Source organism: Streptomyces sp. NPDC049585 (assembly GCF_040675615.1).
Lineage (GTDB): Bacteria > Actinomycetota > Actinomycetes > Streptomycetales > Streptomycetaceae > Streptomyces > Streptomyces luteosporeus.
Genome location: NZ_JBFAPE010000038.1, coordinates 42,207 through 49,751 on the forward strand (window position 1 = coordinate 42,207; position 7,545 = coordinate 49,751).

Here is a 7,545-nt window from a genome sequence, read left to right on the forward strand (position 1 = left end):
CAGGTGACTTGGGCGTCGCTCCGCGTTCACCCGGCTCGCGGGGACGCCCGGGGGAGCCGCTGGTTAGCATGAACGGCATGACTCAACGGCGCACAGTGCGTTCCCGGCTGGAGCGGCTGGCCCGCGAAATCGCGAAGTTCGGCGCCGTCGGCGCCATCGGATTCGTGGTCAACTTCGTCGTCTTCAACATCTGTGTGCACGGCTTCGGCCTCGCCGTCGTGCGCTCGGGCGTGATCGCGACAGCCGTGGCCATCGCCACGAACTACGTCGGCAACCGCTACTGGACCTACCGGGACACCGACAAGAACCGGCGCAGCCGGGAGATGGGCCTCTTCCTGCTCTTCAGCGGCGTCGGCCTGGTGATCGAGAACGGGATACTGGCCCTGACGCACTACGGGATGGGCCTGACCTCCCCGCTCGCCGACAACGTCTCCAAGAACGTGATCGGCCTCGGCATCGGCACCGTCTTCCGCTTCTGGTCGTACCGCACCTGGGTCTTCCGCGCCCTGCCCGCGCGCGAGGCCGTGCAGACCGCGGAGTCCTTCCTCGTCTCGGCCCCGCCGCGGGTGCGCGCGGGCAAGTAGCCCCCGCCCGTGCCGGTGCTCAGCCGTGCCGGTGCTCAGCCGTGCAGCTCGGCCTCGCGGCTGAGGAACAGGGCGAACACCGGCGGCTGCTGCTGCAGCAGCTCCAGGCGCCCGCCGTCCGCCTCCGCCAGGTCGCGGGCGACCGCCAGCCCCAGGCCGGTGGAGTTGCGCCCGCTGACCGTCCGCTCGAAGACCCGCGCGCCCAGGTCGGGCGGCACGCCCGGGCCCTCGTCGAGGACCTCCACCACGGCCTGGTTGCCCGTCACGCGGGTGCGCAGGGCGACCGTGCCGTCGCCGTGCATCAGGGAGTTCTCGATCAGCGTCGCCAGCACCTGGGAGACCGCGCCGGGCGTGCCGACGGCCCGCAGGCCCTGCTTGCCGGAGCGCACCAGCGCACGCCCGGCGGCCCGGGCGGCCGGGCGCCACTCCTCGATCTGCTGCTTGATGACCTCGTCGAGGTCGAAGGCCACCGCCGAACCGGTCTTCGGGTCGCGGGAGTTGGTCAGCAGCCGCTGGACGACGTCGGTGAGCCGCTCCACCTGGGTCAGCGCGATCGTCGCCTCCTCCTTGACCGTCTCCGGGTCGTCGGTGAGCGTGATCTCCTCCAGCCGCATGGACAGCGCGGTCAGCGGGGTACGCAGCTGGTGCGAGGCGTCGGCGGCCAGGCGCCGCTCGGCGGTGAGCATGCGGGCGATGCGCTCGGCGCTGGCGTCGAGCACGTCGGCCACCCGGTCCAGCTCGGGCACCCCGTAGCGGCGGTGGCGCGGGCGCGGGTCGCCGGAGCCCAGCCGCTCGGCGGTCTCGGCGAGGTCGGTCAGGGGGGCGGTGAGCCGGTTGGCCTGGCGTACGGCGAGGAACACGGCGGCGACGACGGCGAGCAGGGCGACGGCGAGGATGACCAGCAGGGTGCGGCCGATCTCCCGGCTGACGGTGGCCCGCGACTCCTCGACGCGGACCGTCTCGCCCTGCTCGCCCTTCTGCGTGGCGGTGATGATCCCGCCCTCGGGGCGGTCGCCGATCTCGATGGCCTGCCGCCCGGGGATGTCGATGCGGGCGTAGCGCTCGGGGGTGATCTGCTCCTGCAGCACCCCCGATTCCACGCGTTCGCCGCCGAGCAGCCGGCTGTCGACGATGCTGACCAGGCGCACCGCCTCGGACTGCACGCTCTCCTGGGCACTGTTCTCGATGGTGCGGGTCTCGACGATGACGAGCGAGATGCCGAAGACGGCGATCACGACGAGCACCACGGCGAGCGTCGAGTTGATCAGACGGCGGCGCACTGGCTGGACCGGTCCCCTGTCAGCTCTTCTCGAAACGGAAGCCGACGCCGCGCACCGTGGCGATGTAGCGGGGGTTGGCGGCGTCGTCCCCGAGCTTCTTGCGCAGCCAGGAGATGTGCATGTCGAGGGTCTTGGTGGAGGACCACCAGGTGGTGTCCCACACCTCGCGCATGAGCTGGTCGCGGGTGACGACGCGGCCGGCGTCGCGCACCAGCACCCGCAGCAGGTCGAATTCCTTGGCCGTCAGCTGCAGTTCCTCCTCGCCCATCCAGGCGCGGTGGGACTCCACGTCGATGCGCACCCCATGGGTGGCGGGCGGCTGCTGCTGGTTGTCGACGGTGCCGCGGCGCAGCAGGGCCCGCACGCGGGCCAGCAGCTCGGCCAGGCGGAAGGGCTTGGTGACGTAGTCGTCGGCGCCGGCGTCGAGGCCGACCACCGTGTCCACCTCGTCGGCGCGGGCGGTGAGCACCAGGACGGGGAAGGTGTGGCCCTCCGTGCGCAGTCTGCGGCAGACCTCGAGACCGTCCATGCCGGGCAGCCCGAGGTCGAGGACGAGCAGGTCCACCCCTCCCTGCAGGCCGGCGTCCAGTGCCGTGGGGCCGTCTTCGCGCACCTCCACCTCGTACCCTTCGCGGCGCAGAGCGCGTGCGAGCGGCTCCGAGATGGACGCATCATCCTCGGCGAGCAGTACTCGGGTCATGCAGTGATGGTAGTCCGCTCGGGCGCACGCCAGAGGTGTACCGAGGGCTACCTAGGGCAACACTTCACCGAAAGTGCTATCACCTTCGATTGCGCGCTGACGGTTCCGGATTCGCCTGTGATACGCGTCTCAACGACTTCCGTACCCCGGCGGGGTGTGCCGTATGGTGACGGGACGTCTAGTACTGCGGAGGGCATTCGGAACGTATCCACGCGCCGGAGGCCCCTGGAGTACGCGGGGCCGGTCCGCCGGCCCGGACGGACAGTGATTGACCTGTCGGCCGGGTCCCCGTGCGAAGGTGCGCGAGGGCGTGGATCCCGATGTACGGCTGTCCTGCGGCTTCTCCGACCGAGGAGCCGCGCCCCAGGGGAGTGGGGGGTGGACGGTGTCAGTAGCCGGTGCCGGCCAACCCCCACCCGGGCGCGCGTCCTCCGGACCACCGCGCGTCCCGAGCACCCTAGGAATGACCATGGCGTCCAGCCTGACGAAGGACGCAGCCCAGCAGGAGAAGACCTCTCCTGCGCGCGGCGGCGCGACCTTCTTCGGCCACCCTCGCGGCCTGGCCCCCCTCTTCATGACGGAGATGTGGGAGCGCTTCAGCTATTACGGCATGCGCGCCCTCCTCGTCATCTACCTGATCGCCGGCGGTCCCGACGCGAAGTCGGGCAGCCAGGGCGGCGGCCTGGGCATGTCCGAGGCCAACGCAGTGGCCATCTACTCCGTCTACGTCGCCATGGTGTACCTGCTCGCCATGCCCGGCGGCTGGTTCGGCGACCGCGTCTGGGGCCCCCGCAAGACCGTCGCCATCGCGGGCGGCGTCATCATGACGGGTCACCTGTGCCTGGCCCTGCCCGGGCAGGCGGCCTTCTTCGCCGGCCTCGCGCTGGTCGCGATCGGCTCCGGCCTGCTGAAGTCCAACATCTCCACGATGGTGGGCCACCTGTACGACGGTCCGCAGGACCCGCGCCGTGACGGCGGCTTCACGATCTTCTACATGGGCGTCAACACCGGCGCCTTCGCCGCCCCGCTGGTCATCGGCACGGTCGGCCAGGAGGTCAACTGGCACCTGGGCTTCGCCCTCGCCGCGATCGGCATGGGCATCGGCCTGGCGTTCTTCCTCTTCGGCAGCCGCAACCTGTCGCCGATCAGCAGCACGGTCCCGTCGCCGCTGTCCAAGGACGAGCGCAACGTCGTGCTGCGCAAGGCGGCGATCTGGCTGGGCGTCGCGGTGGTCTTCTACGGCATCGTGGGCGGCACCGGCCACTTCACCCTGAACTGGGCGGTCATCCCGATCACCATCCTGGGTCTGATCATCCCGACCGCCGTGCTGTTCCGCATCAAGCGGGACAAGGAGCTGTCGGACACCGAGCAGTCCAAGGTCAGCGGCTACATCTGGTTCTTCGTCGCCGCCGCCGTGTTCTGGATGATCTTCGACCAGGCGGGTTCGACGATGTCGACCTTCGCCGAGAAGAAGACCACCGACAACGTCTTCGGCCTGAACTTCCCGTCCTCGTGGTTCCAGTCGGTCAACCCGCTGTGGGTCATGGCCCTGGCCCCGGTCTTCGCCTCGCTGTGGCTGGCCCTGGCGCGCCGCAAGAAGGAGCCGACCACCACGGTCAAGTTCTCGCTGGCCATGCTCGCCATCGGCGTCTCCTTCGTCGTCTTCGCCTCGGCCATGGGCCTGGCGTCGGACGGCGCGAAGGTCAGCCCGGCGTGGCTGCTCGGCATCTACATGGTCCAGACGATGGGCGAGCTGTGCCTCTCCCCCGTGGGACTGTCGCTGACCACGAAGATGGCGCCGCAGAAGTACGCCAGCCAGATGCTCGGCGTCTGGTTCCTCGCCGTCACCGCCGGTGACTGCGTCACGGGTCTGCTCTCCGCCGCGGGCGTCGACCTCAACGGCGTCGGCGTGATCCTCGGCGAGGCGGTCATCGCGGTGCTCGCGAGCGCGGCGGTGTGGACGTCCCGCAAGAAGGTCGAGGGCCTCATGGGCGACGTCCGCTGACGTTCCCCTCACCCCGCACACGACGAAGGCCCCCGGCGCGCGAGCGCCGGGGGCCTTCGCGTCGTCCGGGCCCCTCGTCCCCCTCACCCCGGCCCCGCGGCCGGCGGCCCCGAGCCGGGGGCGAACCAGGGCAGCGCGGGCACCTCGTCGGGCGCCCGCGCGGGCGCGGCGGGACGCCGGGGGCGCAGGCGGTCGACGAGCGCCATGCCGGCGCGGAAGAGCGCCAGCGGCACGACGGTGCCCAGCAGCACCCAGAACAGCGTCACGCCCCAGGGCCGGGGCACGTCCCAGGGCTGCTCGACCAGGAGCCGGCCGCCGTACTCCAGCGAGACCGCGTACGGCCCGTACGCGCCCGCCGCCAGCTCCACGTCCAGGGCGATCCGCTGCCGGACGCCCGGGGCCAGCGTGCCGCGCCAGGGCCGCTCCTCCCAGGTCGGGGCGAGGACGCCCCGGGCCGTGCCGAGGCGGAAGCGCGGGTCCTTCACCGGCGCCGCACCGAGATCGGCGACGGTGACCACGAGGCGGCGCTTCGGCGGGGCGCCGAACCACGTCAGCAGCCCGCCGGAGCCCTCCAGGCGGGCCTCCAGCACGCTCAGCCGCTCCTGCCCGCTCCCCTGCGGCAGCGGCGCCACCGGGTGGCCGGTGACGGCCAGCGGCGCGTCGGCGGCGGCCGCGGGGGCGGTGACGGTCGCCACGTGGACGACGCACGGGCAGGGCACGGGCGGGGCCACCACCGGCAGGCCGGCGCGGAAGGTGCCGTCGGAGGCCGTGGTCACGGCCCGGCCGTCGGCGTTGGCGCAGGCGTTGGTGCCGCCGGTCATGTTCTGCCCGCACAGCAGGAGCGTGAGCAGGGCGCTCGGCGGCCAGCCGGCGCCGGTGACCGCGACGGAGGCGCCCTTGGGCGCCGCGGCGCGGTCCAGGGCCGCCCGGGGGCCGTCGGCGGCCCGCCCGGCCGCCGGATGCGCGAGGGTGAGCACGAGCGCGAGCAGCAGCGCGAGCGCCGGCCCCCGCATCCGTACGCCGGGGCCGCTCATGGACGCGCCCGTCGCCGGCCGGCCCGGCGCACGGCCCCCAGGACGGCCGCGGCGACCGCCACCGCGCCCGCGGCCGCCAGGGAGGGCCACAGCCACGGCAGGGGCACGTACGCGGCCGAGGCGGCGGCGTACGCGCCGTCGGCGGCCGTCGCCGTGACGCTCACCCGCAACCGGTCCAGCCGGGGCGCGCCGGGCCACTCCTGCGACAGCCGCGCCCTCGCGCCCGGCGCCAGGGACGCGGGCACCCGGGCGGCCGGCCGCCGCAGCACCTCGCCGAACAGGCCCTCGGCCCGGAGGGTCACCGTCGGGGCGAGGACGGTGCTGCCGCGGTTGACCACCTCGTACGCGATCACCGCGCCCCGGCCCGTACCGCCGACCCGGACGTGCTCGACCGACAGCGCCGAGAGGGCCGGCCCCCGCACCCGTACGGTCACCGGCACCCGGACCACGCGGCCCTCGCCGCCGGCGACCACCGTGCCGGCGTGGTCGCCGGGCGGGGTGCCGGCGGGCACCGTCACCGTGAGCGGGACCTCGGCGCGGGTGCGGGGCGGGACCCCCACCCGGGCCGTGGCCAGGGCGATCCACCCGCCGGTGGCGTGCAGCTCGATGGTGCGGGGCCGGTCGCCGGGATTGACGACGGAGAGCCGGTCGGCGAGGACGGCGCCCGCGGCGCCCTCCAGGTAGAAGGCGCCTCGGCCCTGCGCCGCCGCCGGCCGGTCCCCCGCCGCGGGCGCGGCCGTCCACGGGGGCCCGGCGTCGGCGCGGGCCGCGGCGGGCACGAGCAGGACGGGCAGCACGACGGGCAGCAGCAGGGCGGCGGCGGTGCGGTACGGCATGGGCGGCTCCCTGGGCCGGGCGGGGGCGTCAGCCGGCGGGGCGGCGCCGGCGGGTGAGCCAGAGGGTGCCGGCGATGCCGGTGAGCAGGACGGTGCCGCCGAGGGTGCCCAGGGCGAGCGCGGAGTCGTCGGGCCCGGTCTGCGGGAGCTGGCCGCCGCCGGTGGACCCGCCGGTCGTCCCGCCGGTGGAGCCGCCGGTGGAGCCGCCGGTGCTGCCGCCGCCCGTGGACCCGCCGGTGGAGCCGCCGGTCGACCCACCCGTCGATCCACCGGTGGAGCCGCCGGTCGACCCGCCCGTGGAGCCGCCGGTCGAGCCGCCGGTGCTGCCGCCCGGGGCCTTGACGTCCAGGCTCAGGGAGGGCTTCGGGTTGTTGGTGGGGGTGCAGGTGGTCGTGGTGCCCAGGGCCAGGATCGTGAGCGTGCCGGCCGTGAAGGTGACCTGACCGCTCTTCTTCGGCGTGTACGTCCCCGACAGGTCACTGATCTTGATGGGGGTGTTGGGCGGGATCGGCTGGTCGTTGGGCGGTCCGGAGACGTCCAGGGTGCCGCTGTCCGCGCCGCCCAGCTTGATCACGGCGCTCGGCTTCATGGCGCCCTTGCCCAGCTCGACGGGGCTGGAGGAGACGCCCTTCTGGAAGGTCATCGTGACCTTGTAGGCGTCCCCGCTCGGGACCGCCTTGATGTCGATGGGGGACACCGCGCTGCGGTCCCCGATGGGGGTCTTGCACTGGTAGTTGACGTCGACCGTGTCGGCGTGGGCGGCGGGGGCGGTCAGCAGGGCCGTACCGCCGGCCAGTGCCGCCGCGAGCGCGAGCGCGCCCGCGCGGCGCACGGGATGACGTAATGCGTGGGACACCTGGGGTTCCCCTCTCGTCGGTGCCGGCAGCCGGGGCGACCCGGCGGAGCTGACGGCACATCAGATCGGAGGCCGAAGGTACGCCCGTGACCGTGGAGAGGGAAGACGCACAACGCGAAACCGGCACCACATTGCCCCGTCAGGGGCGCGGGGCGCCTAGGTGTGTTGTTCGGCGAGGTTGGTTCCGCGGCTGGCGGGTGTGTGGCCGCCGATGCCGGTGTGGGGTCGGTGGTAGTTGTACCAGTGCAGC

7 protein-coding genes are annotated in these 7,545 nt (G+C 73.6%); 2 read left to right on the forward strand and 5 right to left on the reverse strand.

What is annotated here, in order from left to right:
- Window positions 1–77 precede the first annotated feature (77 nt).
- Window positions 78–584 (forward strand): GtrA family protein, encoded by a 507-nt coding sequence (locus AB0K17_RS27155; protein WP_365984588.1) that lies wholly within the window; start codon window positions 78–80, stop codon window positions 582–584.
- A gap of 35 nt (window positions 585–619) precedes the next feature.
- On the opposite strand, the gene AB0K17_RS27160 is transcribed toward AB0K17_RS27155, so the two are convergent.
- Complete coding sequence (locus AB0K17_RS27160; RefSeq protein ID WP_365984589.1) at window positions 620–1,864, reverse strand: ATP-binding protein; 1,245 nt, start codon at window positions 1,862–1,864, stop codon at window positions 620–622.
- Between the two features lie 19 nt (window positions 1,865–1,883).
- On the reverse strand, window positions 1,884–2,564 hold the full coding sequence (locus AB0K17_RS27165; protein ID WP_365965967.1) for a response regulator transcription factor: 681 nt from the start codon (window positions 2,562–2,564) through the stop codon (window positions 1,884–1,886).
- 469 nt (window positions 2,565–3,033) lie between these two features.
- Between AB0K17_RS27165 and AB0K17_RS27170 the strand changes: the two genes are divergently transcribed.
- On the forward strand, window positions 3,034–4,569 hold the full coding sequence (locus tag AB0K17_RS27170; RefSeq protein ID WP_365965969.1) for an oligopeptide:H+ symporter: 1,536 nt from the start codon (window positions 3,034–3,036) through the stop codon (window positions 4,567–4,569).
- An 83-nt stretch (window positions 4,570–4,652) separates the two neighbouring features.
- On the opposite strand, the gene AB0K17_RS27175 is transcribed toward AB0K17_RS27170, so the two are convergent.
- The 3 genes from AB0K17_RS27175 to AB0K17_RS27185 are packed head-to-tail and all read right to left on the reverse strand — an operon-like array spanning window position 4,653 to window position 7,295.
- Complete coding sequence (locus tag AB0K17_RS27175; protein WP_365984590.1) at window positions 4,653–5,603, reverse strand: hypothetical protein; 951 nt, start codon at window positions 5,601–5,603, stop codon at window positions 4,653–4,655.
- Window positions 5,600–6,439 carry a hypothetical protein gene (locus tag AB0K17_RS27180; protein WP_365984592.1) on the reverse strand — a complete coding sequence of 280 codons (840 nt, stop codon included), beginning with the start codon at window positions 6,437–6,439 and terminating at the stop codon, window positions 5,600–5,602. The genes AB0K17_RS27175 and AB0K17_RS27180 overlap by 4 nt, the downstream gene beginning before the upstream one ends.
- 28 nt (window positions 6,440–6,467) lie before the next feature.
- Complete coding sequence (locus AB0K17_RS27185; RefSeq protein ID WP_365984593.1) at window positions 6,468–7,295, reverse strand: peptidase; 828 nt, start codon at window positions 7,293–7,295, stop codon at window positions 6,468–6,470.
- Window positions 7,296–7,545 lie beyond the last annotated feature (250 nt).